Below are 13,310 nucleotides of genomic sequence, written 5' to 3'. Positions count from 1 at the left end.
GGCTCACATGGCTGGTCCACGTAGCGCGCATGACACCAGCGTGGAACCCGAGGCGGTGCGGCGCGCGGGCTGATGCTCCGGGCCGGTGATCACGGATGTCTCGTGGGCCCGGCGCGGCCCAAGCGCAGCGGTCGTTCCCTGCGCTGCGGCTGCGGTGGCCGCCTGCCTCCAGCCGCCCCTGAGCCGAAGACCGCGGTCGTCATGAAGCCGCACGGTCCACGAGCTCGGCCGCGGGTGCCGGGTCGGGGAAGAGGAACGAGGCGCGCGCCACAGTGGGGTGCCGGCCCGTCAGATGGGTGAAGGCGGGGTAGGGCTGGCGCCCGGTCCTGTGGAGGTGCTGGGCCGGGTGGGCGGTGGTCAGCGCACGCATTCGGTGGCGGGTTCGGCGGTGGTGGCGGACGCGGCTTGCGGGCAATCCGGGCGGGTCCGGTAGCGGGTGGTCGGAGCAGGCGGCGGACGAGGGTGACGGCGATCCGCCGTCGGCGCCCAGCCTTCTCACCGCTGCGGCCGGACCTACCGCACCAGGCCCTGGCCAACCGGGACGACCATCCGCTGGTGCTTTGGCGCGCGGAGCCGTGTCCGGCCTGTCTTTCGAGGTGGCACGCCGGCGACTGGACCGTCGACGGGTCACGCGTCCGGGCGCTCGAAGAACCTCAGGCCCTGCTCTCCCTCGGCGGGTAAACGCCGGTCGTGCCCCGCGACCCATCACACGTTCGAATCAGCGGACCGCCACCAGCAGGAACAAGCCCGCACACAGCGGGCGCTCAAGGGCGCATCCGTGGCAGCCTTCACCCTCGACTGCACCCTGCCCTGAATCTCGTCGGGCTATGGCGATCCGACGTCACCGCCAGTTCGGCTCAGGCTTCCGGAGGGGTCTCACCCGACGAGTGAGTCAGCTTGTCCAGGTCTTGATCTGAGTGGCGACTTCCCGTACCGGGAGCCCGTCCCGGGCGGCGCGGGCCAGCGGGAGAACGGTGTCCAGGCCAGGGCTGACCGGCAGGCCGCATGCCGACAGGTAGGCCGCGGTCACGGTGGCCGCGAACAGCAGGTTCCTCACCTCCAGGCTGGGGTTTCTTGCCAGCTCGCACAGCAGCGCCGCTGCCTTGTGATGGGGCTCGGGGTAGACCTCGTGGTCAAGGATCTCCGCCCGATGACGTGCTTCCGCCGCGACCGGAACGCCGTAATCGACGACCTGGGGGTCTCCCGGGATCTGCTGTGCGACTGCCAAGATCCAAGCAAGATCGATGCGAAGGTTCACGCGGCATCCCGTGACTTTGTCGACTTGTCAGGGAGGCCGGGGTACCGGTCCTCACCGACCTCCGCTTCGAACTTTTCCGTGTACGCAGCCAGGAACGCCGCGGCGCCGGCCATGAAGGCAGCGCGTGACTGGTTCACATCGGCCTCGATCAGGTCGGCCACATACCCCTGCAGGCTCAAGCCGCGGCGTTTGGCCCGGTCCTCAGCGGCCGCTTTGACGGCTTCGTCCAGTCGGATATTCGTCTGCTTTCCCATACCCACACTATAGCTATGCGGTGGTACCAGCGCATAGCAGACCGGGATTCGGGTCCGGGGGCTCGTGCGCCTCGAACGGGCGAGACGGGATCATGCTCCGGGGCAATGGGACGGACGAGGCGGGAGGGCAACATGATCGATCTTGAAGAGCGCGTGAACCACGTGTTCAATCCGGACCGGACCTGCGTTTGTCCGTGAGGCCCACCGCTGTTACATCTCCGGATCCGGCCGCGGCGCGTTTGTCCTGACGTGGACGGCTGTCTGTGCCGACCTCATCGCCAAGGCCCAGATCCTCCACAAAGAGGGGGGAGGGCAACGCGAAAGAGCTGGTCACCGATGTGGAGCGAGCGCGGGGCAGCGTGGAGGCCGAAGCGATGACGATCATGCTCGCCCTGGAGAGGACGCTGCCCCGTGCTCCTGGTGGCGGCGTACAGCGGCCCAGCCGCTGGCCAGGTGATTCGGCGCGGCCGGCCGACGTCGATGAGCTCACGTCGCCCTGATCGCTTGTAGCGTCAGGACATGAGTAAGAAGCGGTGTCCGCCCGACGCGAACCTCCGGACGAATGCGCGAGCTGGCGGTGACTGCACCAACGTGACATCCGACTGCCCGCTATCTCAACCGGTGATCGCGACTTGGAGGGCCATCGCGCAAGGGATGGTGCGTTTGGGCTGACGCGGGCGGACACGAGGGCTGATGTGGCCCGAGCAGAGGGATCGATGAGGGGAAAACTGATGAAGGCAGTGGTTGGGGACACCGTCGTGGCCGAGGCCGCGAGCGAGGCGGTAATCAGCATCGAGGGAAATGTCTACTTCCCGCCGGCCTCACTTGCGGTCGGCGCGCTTCGCGAGAGCGCAACCCCGTATACCTGCCCGTGGAAGGGGCGGGCGCAGTACCACGACGTCGTGGTCGGTGAGATGGTGCTCAAGGACGGGGCCTGGTCTTACCCGGACATCAAGGAGTCGGCGGCGGCCCGTGTCGGTCGCGACTTCAGCGGTTATGTCGCCTTCGATGTACGCCAGGTCAGGATCGAGAACTGACACAGCACTCCGATCACTACCGGCAGAACAGATTGAAGGCCGAATGCATGAAGATCGCTGTCATCGGCGGGACCGGACTCATCGGATCGCAGGTGGTGCAGATCCTGAAGGCGGGCGGGTGCGACACGGTGGCACACTCGCCGCCCACCGGACCGGACTTGTTGGGTGGGAAAGGCCTGTCGGAGCGGTGGGCGGGAGCCGATGTCGTCGTGAACCTGACGGACTCGCCGACCATCGACGGCGTTCTTCCAGACGACGATGGACAACCTCCGGCCGGCTGCCGAGTCGGCGAGCGTCGGCCACGCGGTAGTGCTCTCGATTGTCGGCGCCGACCTGGTGCCGGACCTGGTGTACTACCGTGTCAAGGTGCTGCAGGAGGACGTCCTCAAGGCCGGTCCCGTGCCGTACTCGATCGTCCGCGCCGCGCACTTCTCCGAGTTCACGGACGCTGTGATGTCGTGGAGCTCCGACGACAAGACCGTCCGCCTGCCCGCCACGCGCATCCAGCCCATGGCCTCGGCCGACGTAGCGCAGGCCGTGGCGGAGGTCTGCGTGGGAGCCCCGGTGCGGCCCCCGCGACATCGCCGGCCCTGAGGTCTTCCCGTTCGACGAACTGGGCCGGATCACCCTGGCCGCCCGTGGCGACCGGCGAGCCGTCGTCACCGACAACAACGCCGGCATATACGCCGCCGCCTCGAGTGACGTTCTGATTGCCAAGGCCGGCGCCGTCATCGGCAAGACCGCCTACCGGGACTGGCTCGCGCGGTGACTGCTGTGGAGAACAACCGGGAGTATGCCGATTTCCTCGCAGGCGACCCGAACCTATGAGTGACCAAGGGCCGCACGTGTGTGTCCGAACCCACCTACCGGGTTCTTCGACAGAAAGTGTGACAATGACGTTCAATTTTGGGGCCGAGGCGTCCGCCCGTGAAGAGAACAACGCTGCGCTCATCGCTGCTTTGGACGAGGCAAGTCCTAGCGAGGTGGAGTCCAGCTGGGTGCTCGATGTCCTCAACGACGCGGAGCACGGTCGCTGGATCGCCGCTCTCGGTGATGACGGGATTGCCGAGCTCTCGTACCGGTTCGTGGGCGGCCGCGTCGTGCTGTTGACGACCTGGGTCGCCCCCGCCTACCGCAAGAATCGGGTGGCCACGGAGCTCATCTCTCGGGTGCTGGACGAAATTCGCGGGAGCGGGAAGAAGATCACCATCATCTGCCCGGTGGTGGGTGAGTTCATCGACCGCAACCCCGAGTATGCCGACCTCATCGATAAGGTCCATCCCGGCGCCGGCGCCTACCCCAAGCGCGAACCCGCGGAAGGCAGCGACGACGACGAGCTCACCGCGATTGAGCGCGATCTGGCCTAGCTCTCCGTTGTTCGGACGTGGTTGCCTGTGACTGCATCCGAAGCGCGCGGCACATTGGCCGCAGCACGGGAGGTGGCGTCGACGGGCCGGGTGCGCTTACCGCGGCCCGGCCCGCAAGGGCGAACCCGAAGGGGTCGGAGTGCACCTGTTGAGGCCGCTACGGCAGGTGATCGAGTCGGTCAGCGGCACACTCAAGGACCAGCTGAACTGGAACGACACGGCTGTCGCACACCCGGCGGCGTGGCCGTGCGTATCCTGCAGCGACTCCTCGCCCTGACCGACGCCGTTTGACACAACCACCACACCGGCCAGCCGATCCTGCGCCCGCTGACCGCCTACGACCAGTAGCCCTTGGAATCGATCATCTGGGCGGGGCGGCGCCAAGTCCCGGTACGCGCCGCACGGGGTTTCGTCGCGGACTCCGTGCGGGACCAGACTTCTCCCGGCGGGCGAAGGGGGCCCGGCGGGGTGCGTCACCGATGGAGAACGCTTTCGTCCATTGGTTCCCGGGCCCCAGTCTCCTCATGCGGGCCCACCTGTATAGAAGCCCATGCCCGCCTGATCTTAGAGGACCATTTGGTCCGAAAAAATGGCCGATCTGCGGTAGGTTTGAGGAAGGCGGTTCCCTGCGGACGGCCAAGCAGCGAAGCCTCACAAGGATCTCCAGGGCGGTAGTCACCATGCATGCAGGCGTCGAGTTCTCAGTGCTCGGCCCAGTCCGGCTGCACAAAGAGGGGGTCGAGGCCGGAGCCGGCCAGCCGAGGCAGTGCGCCGTGCTGGCTTCGCTGTTGTTCCGGGCGGGCAGGCCTGTAAGCCTTTCGAGACTGGTGGAGGACGTGTGGGGCGATGACGCCCCACCGTCGGCCGTGGGCTCCGTGCGCACGTACGTCTACCGGCTCAGGCAGGCACTGGGGGAGCACGCCGACAGCTCCGTGAGTCGGGTCGACGGGGGCTACCTGCTGCGCATCCAACCGGACGCTCTGGACCTGAATAGGTTCAAGGCAACGATGGCAAGGGCGAGGGAGGCCCGCGGCACCGGCGACCTGGCGTCCGCGGCGAGCCTGCTGACGGAGGGCCTCGAGATGTGGAAAGGAGTGCCCCTCGCGGGGGTCCCCGGGCCGTTCGCGGACCAGCAGCGCAGCGTCCTCGGCGAGCTGCGTCTCGCCTGTTCGGAGGAGCAGCTCGCCTGCGACGTGGAGAGAGGGCGCTACACCGAGGCCGTCACAGAACTGTCTGCCCTGCATGTGGAGCACCCGCTTCGAGAGCGCGTATGCGGCCTCCTGATGACTGCGCTCTACGGTGCCGGGCGGCAGTCCGAGGCCTTGACGATCTACCACTCGACCAGCCATCTGCTGCGTCAGCGCCTCGGCGTCAGCCCGTCGCCAGAACTCCAGCACGTCCACGAGCGCATCCTCTCCGGCCGAATTCAGCTGGTACCAAGCGCCGAGCGCCCGAAGGGCGCGACACGGACGCCGCGTCCTCACGTCCCGGCTCAGCTCCCGGCTGCCTTGCCGAGCCTCGTCGGTCGCGAGAGTGAGCAGGAGCAGGTCGAATGTTTGTTCGCCAATGCGGAGGAGTCGTCCTCTGTGGCCATCTGCGCGGTCGGCGGACTGGCCGGCGTGGGCAAGACGGCTTTCGCCATCACCGTCGCCCACCGTCTGGCTGACCGGTTCCCGGATGGCCAGCTCTTCGCGGACCTACAGGGAGCCGGACCAGAGGCGGAGCCGCGGGACCCCGCGCACGTACTGGGGGGCTTCCTGCAGTCCCTCGGGGTCCGCCTCGAGGACATGCCCGATACCGCGCAGGCACGAGGGCTCGTGTTCCGTGGCCTGCTGGCCAACCGGCGAGTCCTCGTCGTGCTCGACAACGCCTGGAACACCGACCAGCTGAAGCATCTCCTCCCCGGAAGCGCCGGCTCCATGGCCCTGGTCACCAGCCGCATGCAATTGCACGCGCTCGTCGCTGCCTACCAGGCACTTCCCCTGACACTCATGCCCCTGAGCCTGAAGGACGCACACACCCTCCTCGCGCTCCGACTCGGCGCAGCGAGGACAGCGGCTGAGCCAGAGGCCGTCGACCGCATCATCCGGCTGGCAGGGCAGCTCCCCTTGGCCCTGGCCAACGTCGCCGCCCGCGCGGCATATCGGCCGCAGCTGCGTCTGGCGAGCCTGGCCGACGAGTACGAGGCACCGGAGCACAACACCCTGGACGCCTTTGCGACCGACGAGGACCAGGCGCTCGACGTGCGCGCGTCCATCACCCGCTCGTACCGCCTGCTCGACACGGAGACAGCCGCACTCTTCCGCGATCTGAGCGCCCACCCAAACCCCATGTTCACGGCATCGCAGGTCGCAGACCTGGGCGGACGGCCCGAGGGCAGGGTCCGCCAGGTTCTGTCGCGCCTCATTCGAGCGCACCTCGTCTCGGAGATCGGCCCGGGCCGGTACTGCTGGAACCGGCTTGTTGCCGCGTACGCAGCGGAGCAGGCAGGGCGAGGGTTATTCGAACAGGGCAAGCTGGCCCGTTTGTAGGGCGAGCCGGGGCCGGCATCCAGGTTGTTGTCACAGGCACCCTGCGGAGACGACGCCACGGTCAGTAGCCGGGACCGAGCAGTTCCCGAAGTGGGGGCATGCCCTGTCGGTCGGCGCCGTCATACGCCGCCCGGCGGGTGGCGTGGATCGAGTCCCTTGGCGTGGTGTAACTCCGGGATGGTCTTGGTGAGGCCCCTGGCGTGGGGGCGAGCCATCGTGTGACGGTCAGCGAGATCCGACCAAGGTTCTCGACGCGAAGGACCACACGATGGCTCTCGACCGGTCTGCCCTGTTGGAGTTACTGGAGTCACTGCGCGCATCGGACAGCGATGACGTGATCCGCCGTGTGCCTTGCAGGCCGTGCTGAAGGTTTTGATTGAGGCGGGGGCCACCGCGGTGATCGGGGCGGCCCCGCATCAGACGCAGCTCAACGGCCACCGCGACAGGCTGCTGACCACCGCAGTCGGCGACATCGAACTGCAGATCCCGAAACTGCGGGCCGGCTCGTTCTTCCCCTCCCTGCTCGAGCGCCGTCGCCGCATCGATCAGGCCCTGTTCGCCGTGGTGATGGAGGCCCACCTGCACGGGGTGTCCACCCGCAGCGTGGACGACCTGGTCAAGGCGCTCGGCGCGGACAGCGGCATCTCCAAGTCGGAGGTCTCACGGATCTGCGCGGGCCTGGACGAGGAAGTCCGGATGTTCCGCGAGCGGCCGCTGGGCCACACCACCTTTCCGTATGTGTTCCCGAAGCCACCTACTACAAGGCCCGGGTCAACCACCGGGTGGTCTCGCAGGCCGTGGTGATCGGCACCGGCGTCACTGCTTCCGCGCGGTAGAACGCAGAAGACCAGAGGCGGCCGGCAGGACGGGGCTACGCAGCTCCCGTTTGCCGGACCGCGGGGCCGGCTGCGATTGGCGCCGTAGATGCCTTGTAGAGCTGCTGTAGATCCTGTCCTGGCAGGCTCGAGTGCACACAGGCAAGCACACAGGCAAGTAGTGTTCGCCGCTCAGTGGAGAGTGATTCGTATGGCCACGGACTTCGAAGGTAAGAAGATCGTCGTGATCGGTGGCGCCAGCGGCATGGGCCTCAAGGCCGCCGAGGACGTGATGGCGGCGGGCGGCAGCGCGGTGATCGTCGGCCGCCCGGGTCGGAAGCTCAATGACGCCGTCGCAAGCCTGTCGCGCTCCGGCAGCGCATGGTCGATCGAGGCCGACCTGGCGGACTGGGACCAGGTCGTCGAGGCGCAGAAGCAGTTGGCAGAGGACCACCCCGACGCCACCCTCCTCGTCAACTCGGCAGGGTTTTTCCTGCCCAAGCTCTTCCTCGACTACGAGGTCGCGCATTACGACTCTTACCACGACCTCAACAGGGCGACGTTCTTCTTGACTCAGACCGTCGTTCGGGCCATGGTCGCCGGCGGTCAGGGCGGCGCCATCGTGAACGTGGGGAGCATGTGGGCGCACCAGGCCCTCGCCGTGACACCGTCATCGGCCTATTCGATGGCCAAGGCCGGCCTGCACGCCCTTACGCACAACCTGGCCATCGAGCTCGCCAGCGAGGGCATCCGTGTGAACGCCGTGGCTCCTGCTGTCACTAGGACGCCCCTGTTCGAGAAGGTCTTTCCCGCGGACCAGTTGGAGGATGCGATGGACCAGCTGAGCGGCTTGCACCCGCTTGGCCGGGTCGGCACCCCGCAGGACGTGGCCTCCGCGATCGTCTTCCTCCTTTCGTCGGCCTCTAGCTGGATCACAGGCGCCATCCTCAACGTCGACGGCGGAGTCATGGCAGGCCGCTACTAGATGTATCTCTCACGCCCCGCCCGGGGCGGCCACCTGATACCTACCCGGGCGGGGCGGCCAAAAGGCGTCGATGAAGGCTGCCCGCGCACGAAGGAGCCGTATGGCAGGCGATCTGAGAAGCGTGACCGACGAGACCGCCGCTTGAATGGCCATCTTTCTCCGCGCCGGTACAGGTAGGAAGTCCCCTCCGCCGGGCGCTTACCTCCGATGGGACCCGTAGGGGCCCACTGGACGAAACAGGGACGGTGAAGAGTATGGCGTTGATATCGCGTGGCTTCCATGGGCGAAGGCCGTCGGCGGGCACGAAGTTGCCGCCCGGGCAGTACGAGACGACTGGCTTTCCGGTGCTGTCTGCCGGGCCCACTCCCCGGATCCGGCAAGACGATTGGAAGCTGTCCGTGACCACGGAGGCCGGGAAGCAGCACGTGTGGGACTGGGCAGGCCTGATGGCACTGCCGGCGGAGTCTCCTACCGTCGATCTGCACTGTGTGACGAAGTGGTCGAAGTTTGGTACCCAATGGCAGGGCGTGTCGCTGGACGTTCTGCTCGCGGACATGGAGACGGCGGCAGAGCACGTTCTCGTCACCTCTTACGGCGGCTACACCACGAACATCCCCCTCGCCGACCTGGTCGACGGCAAAGCATGGGTCGTCTACGGCTACGGAGGCAGGGACTTGACCCCCGAACACGGTGGCCCCGCGCGGCTGCTGGTCCCGCACTTGTACCTGTGGAAGTCCGCGAAGTGGGTCCGCGAGATCCAGCTGCGGCAGAGCGACGTGCCCGGCTTCTGGGAAAGCGCCGGGTACCACAACTACGGAGACCCATGGCGAGAACAGCGGTACCAGGGAGACTAGGCGACCGACTCCGTTGGCGGACCGCCGAGGTAACGGGTCGGCGCGTGGAGTCGGCGACGGCCGTCACCCTGACACTGGATGTGCCAGGTTGGCTCGGGCACCTGGCCGGCCAGCATGTGGACGTCAGGCTGACGGCAGAGGACGGCTACAGCACCCAGCGCAGTTACTCGATCGCCTCGGCCCCCAACGGCCGGATCCTCGACCTGACAGTCCAGCGCACGCCCGGCGGGGAAGTGTCGCCCTACCTCGTGGACGAGCTCGTGCCCGGTGACCGGCTGGAGCTGCGCGGGCCTGTCGGCGGGTGGTTCATCTGGAGGCAGCGGCAGACGGAGCCAATTCTGCTGGTAGCGGGCGGATCGGGACTCGTGCCTCTCATGTGCATGGTCCGCGCACGGGAGGCGACCGGCAGCCGGGCCCCGTTCCGGTTGCTGTACGCAGTGCGGACCCCGTCGGACCTGCTGTACCGTTCGGAGCTCCGCCAGGGGGCGCCTGGGCTGGATACGACGTACCTGTACAGCAGAGAGGTCCCGGAAGACTCACCGCGCCCGCCGGGGCGCATCGCCCCCGAGGACTTGGTCCGCGGCGGCTGGCCCCCCGACTTCGAGCCGACCTGTTATGTCTGCGGGCCCACGGGGTTCGTCGAGAAGGCGGCTGCCTACTTGGTGCTCCTGGGTCATGCACCTGAGCGAGTGCGTACCGAGCGCTTCGGCGACGGTGGAGGCTGAGACGGCGTCCGTAGTAGAGGCCAGCGATCTGCGCCGCCCACTGGGCGAAGCCGTGCGCGAAGCTGTCGCACCGGCCACCTCGCCCCAGCGACACGGTGCCTTCCTCCCGCCAGCTCGCCACCGACCTCGGCCGCACCTGCAACACCGTGGCCGACGTCTATGCCGACCTCGTCGCCGGGGGATGGCTTAACCGGCCGCGGAGGCTCGGGCGCACTCGTGGCAGACAGGATGATCACGCGGCCGAGCTTCGCGGGCTCGACCGCCCGATCGATCCGGCGACCCTTGCCACGACCTGATCCCAGGCAGCCCCGACCTCGCCGCCTTTCCTCGTGCACCGTGGCTGAAGGCCACAAGCCGCGCCCTGGCCGCGGCCCCCGAGGACGCGCCCCGTCGGCAGGTCGAGCAGGCGCTTGCATCGGAGGGGCCGCCGGCTTGCCGCCCGGGTGACCATGCCGGATAGACGCCGCGTCGATACCGGGCCGCTTGAATAGTCTTCTCCCGCCGCGCCGACACCGAGGCGCCGACACCGAGCCGTCACGGGGCTCCGACGGCATGGAGGCCGTAATGACTTCACCAGACAACCCCCCGCCCTACGAAGACCTTGCCGCCTCCAACCCCCTGCGCTCGCAGGAGGAGTACGACGAGGACGAGCTGGACGAGGACGTCCTGGACCGGGGCTATTCACCCGCCGACAGGCCCCTCGCCGTCTACGACTGGGGCGTCACCGCGCGGGAGGGCGCCTCCCACGAGGATCTCGCGCATCGACTTAGGCGCGAGGTGCCGGAAGTCAGCTCATCGGACGAGGGTGACGGGCTGGGCGACACGATCGGCACGGACGGAGAGCTCATCGACGACCAGGTCGGCGACGAGCGCGCGGGACGTCTCCTCGGCCGGGACACGGACGTTCTCGCTGCAGGATACGACGGCGACGACTACTGGGCGCGGGATGTGGGCATTGACAACGGCGCCGCCTCCGCCGAGGAGGCGGCCATCCACGTGGTGCCCGACACCCGAGGGGCTCCTGAGTGACTGCTGGGCCAGCTGGAGCGTGTCGTCAAACGATCGTGCCTGGTAGATCATGGTTGGGGCATGCGAAGCCATAAACTGTCCGATGCCGAGCGGGAGTTCGTACGGCAGCCGCTACCGCATGCTGAGTCGAGGCGGAAGCGGCGGGACGACCGGATGATCCTGAAAGGGATCGTGTGGAAGTTCCGACGGTCCGCCTGGCGGGACGTGTCCGAGCGATATCGGTCCTGGGCCACCTTGCATACGCGGTTCCGTGGGTGGGCGGCCGACGGCACCTTCGATCGGATGCTAAGAGCCCTCCAGGCGACGACGGATGTTGCCGGTGCCGTCGACTGGATGGCGTCGGTCGACTCCACCATCGTGCAAGCGCACCAGCAGGCCGCCGGGCCCCGAAAATTGGGCTCCGCAGCCCGGGACTTGGACGGTCGAGAGGCGGCCTGACCAGCAAAATCCACCTTACTTACGATGGCCTGGACCGCCCCCTCGGCTTCACGATCAGCGGCGGCAACACCAACGACTGCACCCAGTTCACCGCCCTGATGCAAGCCATCCGCGTGCCCCGGATCGGACCAGGTCGGCCCCGGATCCTGCCCTCGCACGTCATCGGCGACAAGGGCTATGGATCCCGGGCCATCCGCACCTGGCTGCGTGAGCAGGGCATCGCCCACACCAGTTCCGAGGGTCTCTTTCACCGCGAGATCGCGGAGACGATTGGGACAACATGGGCGCCGTGATGTCCTGCATCCGCAGGGAGCCTGGCAACTCGGCTGGCGACTACCGCCGCTCACGCCCGCTACGCGCAGCGTGACCGCCCGCTACCGGCCTGGAGGGTCGAAGACCTCCACGGCTGTAGCCAGTCTCGACAGTACGGGAAAACGTGTCCCACGCTGCGCGCGAGTCGCTCGTCGAAATACGCCGTAACCCCGTCCTGAATACTTGGGATACGGGTGTGGCGAGAGAAAAAACAGCGATTTCGCGTAGACGGCCCGTAGATGGTCACGTGATTGGCTTGTCCGCACAAGAGGACCTGGGGACTGAGGACCATGCACTGTGCAGGCATTGAAAAATCGTGCCACCCTGCTCCGGACGCACAAGCCGGAAGCAGCGGCAGCGCCCCGGCAGCGGGACTCGCCATGAGCCGAGGGCAACTCGACCCGGAGTCCGCCGCATGGGTGGACGCGCTCGATGGCGGTCGCGGGCCGCAGTACGAACAGGCCTGCACGCGGCTTCACGAACTGCTGGTGCGGATTGCCATGGACGAAATGTTCCACCGGGGGCCCCGATACCGAATTGGCGGGCCCGAGCTGAACGATCTCGCCTACCAGGCGGCAGCCGACGCACTGATGAGAATTACGAAAAAAATTCAGCAATTTCGAGGCGACGCCAGGTTCACCACATGGGCATTCCGATTCGTGGTACTCGAAGTTTCCAACGCGCTGGGCCGCCACTTCTGGCGTGTTTCAAACACCCAGCTCGACTTTGACGAATTGGCGCAAGTGTCCGACCGCTCCGGTATCGACCCCGCGGGCCACTGGCAGGCGAGAGAGCTGGTCGAAGCCACGCGGGACGCGGTCGAGACAGTACTGACCGCTCGCCAGCGGCGGGTCTTCACCGCCGTCATCAACGGGGTTCCCCTGGATACGCTGGCCAGTGAGCTGAAGACGAACCGCAACGCGCTTTACAAGACGATGTTCGACGCCCGTAGGAAACTGCGGGCTCGGCTGATGGCCGGCGGACATCTCAGCGCTGCGGGCTGAATGCGGCAGCAACGATGTCGGCCCGGCAGCGCGGGCCACGGAGCTCGGACGGGCGTCGCGTCCAACCCGGGGACCTGGCAGTCGTCCATCCGGGCGGAACAGACAGGCTGCGCCGCCGTGAACTCACCTTCCCGAAGGGCGCAGCGCCGTCGTCTTGTCCAGCCGCAAGAAGAAGGCAGATCGACATGAATTTCGATAGGCTGAGAAAGCACTGCCAGGTACTTCCACCCCAGCAAGGCCATTCCGGAGGATACCCTTCAGCTGCTGCTGCGGTCCTCCACGCCTGTCATCGGTGAAACGGTGCTTCCGACCCTCGGCCGCCCCGGCCCGGGTCTCGCGCTTCGACGCGTACCAGCTTGTTCACCTTCATTTGAAAACCCACCCGGTAACCAATATCCCGCACACCTACGAGGAAGAGTCATTTCGATGAAAGCCATTGTGGTCACCGACCAGGCCGCGGGAACGGCCGGAATGACGCTGACGGAGCGGCCTGAGCCGCTCCCGGCGATCAATGACGTCATCGTTCGGATCCATGCATCGGGCTTCGTCCCCACAGAGATGGAGTGGCCGTCCACCTGGGCCGATCGCGCCGGCCGTGACAAGACACCGTCGATCCCCGGTCACGAGCTGGCCGGAGTGGTCACCGCTCTCGGCTACGGCACGACGGGTCTCTCGGTCGGGCAGCGGGTGTTCGGCCTCGC

General features: G+C 67.2%; 14 protein-coding genes and 4 pseudogenes. 15 read left to right on the top strand and 3 right to left on the bottom strand.

Annotated features, from left to right (window positions below):
* Positions 1-199: 199 nt before the first annotated feature.
* From ACFV3E_RS37100 to ACFV3E_RS37090, 3 genes are all read right to left on the bottom strand, one after another.
* A complete protein-coding gene (locus tag ACFV3E_RS37100) occupies positions 200-370 on the bottom strand; it encodes a hypothetical protein (RefSeq protein WP_500539440.1) in 171 nt (56 codons plus the stop codon).
* A gap of 522 nt (positions 371-892) precedes the next feature.
* On the bottom strand, positions 893-1,228 hold the full coding sequence (locus ACFV3E_RS37095) for a hypothetical protein (RefSeq protein ID WP_500539439.1): 336 nt from the start codon (positions 1,226-1,228) through the stop codon (positions 893-895).
* 26 nt (positions 1,229-1,254) lie between these two features.
* The gene (locus tag ACFV3E_RS37090; protein ID WP_500539438.1) at positions 1,255-1,512 is read right to left on the bottom strand and encodes a hypothetical protein; all 258 of its coding nucleotides are present in this window, start codon (positions 1,510-1,512) and stop codon (positions 1,255-1,257) included.
* A gap of 716 nt (positions 1,513-2,228) precedes the next feature.
* Here ACFV3E_RS37090 and ACFV3E_RS37085 point away from each other — a divergent pair.
* From ACFV3E_RS37085 to ACFV3E_RS37015, 15 genes and pseudogenes are all read left to right on the top strand, one after another.
* Positions 2,229-2,549 (top strand): DUF427 domain-containing protein, encoded by a 321-nt coding sequence (locus ACFV3E_RS37085; RefSeq protein ID WP_500539437.1) that lies wholly within the window; start codon positions 2,229-2,231, stop codon positions 2,547-2,549.
* 47 nt (positions 2,550-2,596) lie between these two features.
* Positions 2,597-3,318, top strand: a pseudogene (locus ACFV3E_RS37080) (SDR family oxidoreductase).
* Positions 3,319-3,442: 124 nt separating this feature from the next.
* Positions 3,443-3,916, top strand: a complete 474-nt coding sequence (locus ACFV3E_RS37075) for a GNAT family N-acetyltransferase (protein WP_500539436.1) — start codon at positions 3,443-3,445, stop codon at positions 3,914-3,916.
* A 106-nt stretch (positions 3,917-4,022) separates the two neighbouring features.
* A pseudogene (locus ACFV3E_RS37070) lies at positions 4,023-4,207 on the top strand (IS982 family transposase); the annotation flags it as partial.
* A 482-nt stretch (positions 4,208-4,689) separates the two neighbouring features.
* On the top strand, positions 4,690-6,447 hold the full coding sequence (locus tag ACFV3E_RS37065) for an AfsR/SARP family transcriptional regulator (protein ID WP_500539435.1): 1,758 nt from the start codon (positions 4,690-4,692) through the stop codon (positions 6,445-6,447).
* A 268-nt stretch (positions 6,448-6,715) separates the two neighbouring features.
* A pseudogene (locus tag ACFV3E_RS37060) lies at positions 6,716-7,280 on the top strand (transposase); the annotation flags it as partial.
* Positions 7,281-7,473: 193 nt separating this feature from the next.
* Positions 7,474-8,247: an SDR family NAD(P)-dependent oxidoreductase gene (locus tag ACFV3E_RS37055; RefSeq protein WP_500539434.1), complete on the top strand. Its 774-nt coding sequence runs from the start codon at positions 7,474-7,476 to the stop codon at positions 8,245-8,247.
* 254 nt (positions 8,248-8,501) lie between these two features.
* Positions 8,502-9,101 carry a molybdopterin-dependent oxidoreductase gene (locus tag ACFV3E_RS37050; protein WP_500539433.1) on the top strand — a complete coding sequence of 200 codons (600 nt, stop codon included), beginning with the start codon at positions 8,502-8,504 and terminating at the stop codon, positions 9,099-9,101.
* Positions 9,071-9,826: a ferredoxin reductase gene (locus ACFV3E_RS37045; protein ID WP_500539432.1), complete on the top strand. Its 756-nt coding sequence runs from the start codon at positions 9,071-9,073 to the stop codon at positions 9,824-9,826. The genes ACFV3E_RS37050 and ACFV3E_RS37045 overlap by 31 nt, the downstream gene beginning before the upstream one ends.
* Positions 9,816-10,211 (top strand): annotated as a pseudogene (locus ACFV3E_RS37040) (GntR family transcriptional regulator); the annotation flags it as partial. The gene ACFV3E_RS37045 and the pseudogene ACFV3E_RS37040, both read left to right, overlap by 11 nt.
* 179 nt (positions 10,212-10,390) lie before the next feature.
* Complete coding sequence (locus ACFV3E_RS37035) at positions 10,391-10,855, top strand: DUF5709 domain-containing protein (protein ID WP_500539431.1); 465 nt, start codon at positions 10,391-10,393, stop codon at positions 10,853-10,855.
* 60 nt (positions 10,856-10,915) lie between these two features.
* Complete coding sequence (locus ACFV3E_RS37030) at positions 10,916-11,293, top strand: transposase (RefSeq protein ID WP_500539429.1); 378 nt, start codon at positions 10,916-10,918, stop codon at positions 11,291-11,293.
* Entirely contained in the window at positions 11,185-11,586 is a 402-nt protein-coding gene (locus ACFV3E_RS37025; protein WP_500539518.1) for a transposase, read from the top strand. Before ACFV3E_RS37030 ends, ACFV3E_RS37025 begins: the two co-directional genes overlap by 109 nt.
* Before the next feature lie 399 nt (positions 11,587-11,985).
* On the top strand, positions 11,986-12,609 hold the full coding sequence (locus ACFV3E_RS37020; protein ID WP_500539427.1) for an RNA polymerase sigma factor: 624 nt from the start codon (positions 11,986-11,988) through the stop codon (positions 12,607-12,609).
* 426 nt (positions 12,610-13,035) lie between these two features.
* Positions 13,036-13,310 (top strand): alcohol dehydrogenase catalytic domain-containing protein (locus ACFV3E_RS37015; protein WP_500539425.1); only part of this gene is annotated, 275 nt, incomplete at its 3' end.

Origin of the sequence: Streptomyces sp. NPDC059718 (assembly GCF_042733315.1) — a bacterium.
GTDB lineage: Bacteria > Actinomycetota > Actinomycetes > Streptomycetales > Streptomycetaceae > Actinacidiphila.
The sequence above is the reverse complement of the archived record's forward strand: the minus strand, read 5'-3'. Positions and strand labels throughout refer to the sequence as shown.

Coding starts and splice junctions, on each gene's coding strand:
- ACFV3E_RS37100 (WP_500539440.1), bottom strand. CDS start 370: ATGCGTGCGCTGACCACCGCCCACCCGGCCCAGCACCTCCACAGGACC.
- ACFV3E_RS37090 (WP_500539438.1), bottom strand. CDS start 1,512: ATGGGAAAGCAGACGAATATCCGACTGGACGAAGCCGTCAAAGCGGCC.
- ACFV3E_RS37085 (WP_500539437.1), top strand. CDS start 2,229: ATGAGGGGAAAACTGATGAAGGCAGTGGTTGGGGACACCGTCGTGGCC.
- ACFV3E_RS37075 (WP_500539436.1), top strand. CDS start 3,443: ATGACGTTCAATTTTGGGGCCGAGGCGTCCGCCCGTGAAGAGAACAAC.
- ACFV3E_RS37055 (WP_500539434.1), top strand. CDS start 7,474: ATGGCCACGGACTTCGAAGGTAAGAAGATCGTCGTGATCGGTGGCGCC.
- ACFV3E_RS37050 (WP_500539433.1), top strand. CDS start 8,502: ATGGCGTTGATATCGCGTGGCTTCCATGGGCGAAGGCCGTCGGCGGGC.
- ACFV3E_RS37045 (WP_500539432.1), top strand. CDS start 9,071: ATGGCGAGAACAGCGGTACCAGGGAGACTAGGCGACCGACTCCGTTGG.
- ACFV3E_RS37035 (WP_500539431.1), top strand. CDS start 10,391: ATGACTTCACCAGACAACCCCCCGCCCTACGAAGACCTTGCCGCCTCC.
- ACFV3E_RS37030 (WP_500539429.1), top strand. CDS start 10,916: ATGCGAAGCCATAAACTGTCCGATGCCGAGCGGGAGTTCGTACGGCAG.
- ACFV3E_RS37020 (WP_500539427.1), top strand. CDS start 11,986: ATGAGCCGAGGGCAACTCGACCCGGAGTCCGCCGCATGGGTGGACGCG.